This is a genomic window from Nostoc sp. 2RC (genome assembly GCF_014222165.1).
GTDB lineage: Bacteria > Cyanobacteriota > Cyanobacteriia > Cyanobacteriales > Nostocaceae > Nostoc > Nostoc linckia.
On record NZ_JACKZU010000656.1, the window covers coordinates 1 to 1,957 of the forward strand.

3 protein-coding genes are annotated in these 1,957 nt (G+C 47.1%); all 3 read left to right on the forward strand.

Going from position 1 to position 1,957, the window contains the following annotated elements:
- The first annotated feature begins 131 nt into the window (after window positions 1-131).
- The 3 genes from GNE10_RS34185 to GNE10_RS34195 all read left to right on the forward strand — a co-directional run bounded on the left by GNE10_RS34185 (window position 132) and on the right by GNE10_RS34195 (window position 1,863).
- Window positions 132-320, forward strand: a complete 189-nt coding sequence (locus tag GNE10_RS34185) for a hypothetical protein (protein WP_099068585.1) — start codon at window positions 132-134, stop codon at window positions 318-320.
- A 17-nt stretch (window positions 321-337) separates the two neighbouring features.
- Window positions 338-937, forward strand: coding sequence for an N-acetyltransferase (locus GNE10_RS34190; RefSeq protein WP_185570460.1), 600 nt, complete (start codon window positions 338-340; stop codon window positions 935-937).
- A 167-nt stretch (window positions 938-1,104) separates the two neighbouring features.
- Window positions 1,105-1,863: a HEAT repeat domain-containing protein gene (locus tag GNE10_RS34195; protein ID WP_185570461.1), complete on the forward strand. Its 759-nt coding sequence runs from the start codon at window positions 1,105-1,107 to the stop codon at window positions 1,861-1,863.
- Window positions 1,864-1,957 lie beyond the last annotated feature (94 nt).

Here is a 1,957-nt window from a genome sequence, read left to right on the forward strand (position 1 = left end):
GGGGGAAAGATTTCTTCCACATCCTCCCACACCTCCCACACCTCCCACACTCCCCGCTTGCCCAATGCCCAATGCCCCTTCCCAATACCCAAAATTCTCATAAAAGTGTTGAGTTTCCTTAGAATTAAAATATGGCTATTTTTCGTCAATACATTGCCCCACTTCTAGTTGTTTTGGTATTTGTCTTTGCCCTAGTGGCAGTCAGCGCCCGGATATTTTTACCTTCTGATATGGCAGCACCAGCACCAATTGAAGAGGTTGGAGTAAGTTCTCAATCAACTCCTGCTGATTTACCACCAGCGCCTAAGTCAGCTAGCTAAGTTAAAAAACATCAGAAGTGTCTGAGCAATTACTACCTGGATATTTCATTCGCCGTGGCTCAAGTTTAGAAAGATCGCTGCTGCTCAAATTCATGCAGCTGACTTACCAGGATCTTTTTCCTAACCAAGATTTTTCGCACTTAGAACAAACAGTTAAACAATACTTCTCTAGCGATACTCCCTTATGGTGGGTGAATGAAGAAGACGCGGAGAGTGGGAGACACGGAGAGGCGGAGATTAATTTCCCCGCGTCCCCGCGTCCCCCTTCGGGTTCGGAAGTTTGGACTCGACAAGAACCGCCAAGACTCCAACTTCCTCACCGTGTCCCCGCGTCCTCTTCCCCCATCGCCTGTCTCTGGGTGGGTAATGCCATAGACCAAGTACAAGGTAACCGTCATGCTCATATCTTTGTTCTTTATGTTGCGCCAGAACATCGACGGCGGGGTATTGGTACAGCATTGATGCAATATGTGGAAAATTGGGCGATGCAAAGAGGCGATCGCCAAATTGGCTTACAAGTTTTTCAATCAAATCAACCCGCATTAAATCTTTATCACCGATTGGGTTATCAAACCCAATCCCTATGGATGATAAAATTCCTGAATGCACAAAAATAAATTAGAGGATAGGGATAAAATACTTTAGCGTCTTTTGGAACTGCGGTTCTCTCAACGAGGGACAACAGAAAGCTTAAAACAAGGCAACTGATATAATTTAAGGCTTTAAATTATTGATTGGCGCGGGGGATTATGTATTAATTCCCAAAACAGATTGAAATGAAATTATGTATGACGAAGACGATCTAAGCCTACTTGATGCAGAGGAGGAGCTAGAAAGCCCCTTAGATAAATTAGAGCCGCTAACTGCCTCCTCAGAAATACCCAAACCCGATCCAGAATTAATGTTAGCTCTGCTAAACAATCCCCAGCCCCAGCAAAGAATGTTAGCGGCGCGTGCTTTTTGCGATCTGGAAGATGCTCGTGCTACTCCTCATCTAATTCACTTGTTAACTGATATTTGCCCCTTGGTGCGGGTAAGCGCGGCTTACGCCATCGGACGCAATCCTAGTCCCGAAGCAGTGACTCCGTTAATTGCTCAATTGAACCAAGACTGGAACGGCTATGTGCGTAAAGGCGTTGTTTGGGCTTTAGGAAACTGTCGCGATCGCCGTTGTCTAGCACCCCTGGCAGATGCCTTAAAAACTGACATTTCCGCAGTGCGTTTATGGGCCGCTAGCGCCCTAGCACAAATGGCAGAAGTCAGTTACGAAGCAATTATTGGGGCAATACCACCACTAATAGGAGCCTTAGTCAACGATCCCGTGGCAGCAGTCAGAAGCAACAGTGCTTGGGCAATTGGTCAACTGTGCCGCGAACTGCCTTCTAACATAGTTTATGCTACAGCGATCGACGCTCTCATTCAGGCCTTTGCCGAAGACAAAGATTTAGGAGTCAGAGAAGACGCCAAAGCCTCACTCTTGGGAGTCGGCGACCCGCGTGGCTTGCAGTTGATTGAAACTCTAGAACAAGAAGGGTGGTTTTAAATCGGTAATTAGGCATTGGGCAAGCGGGGAGTGTGGGAGGTGTGGGAGGTGTGGGAGGTGTGGGAGGATGTGGAAGAAATCTTTCCCCCCACAC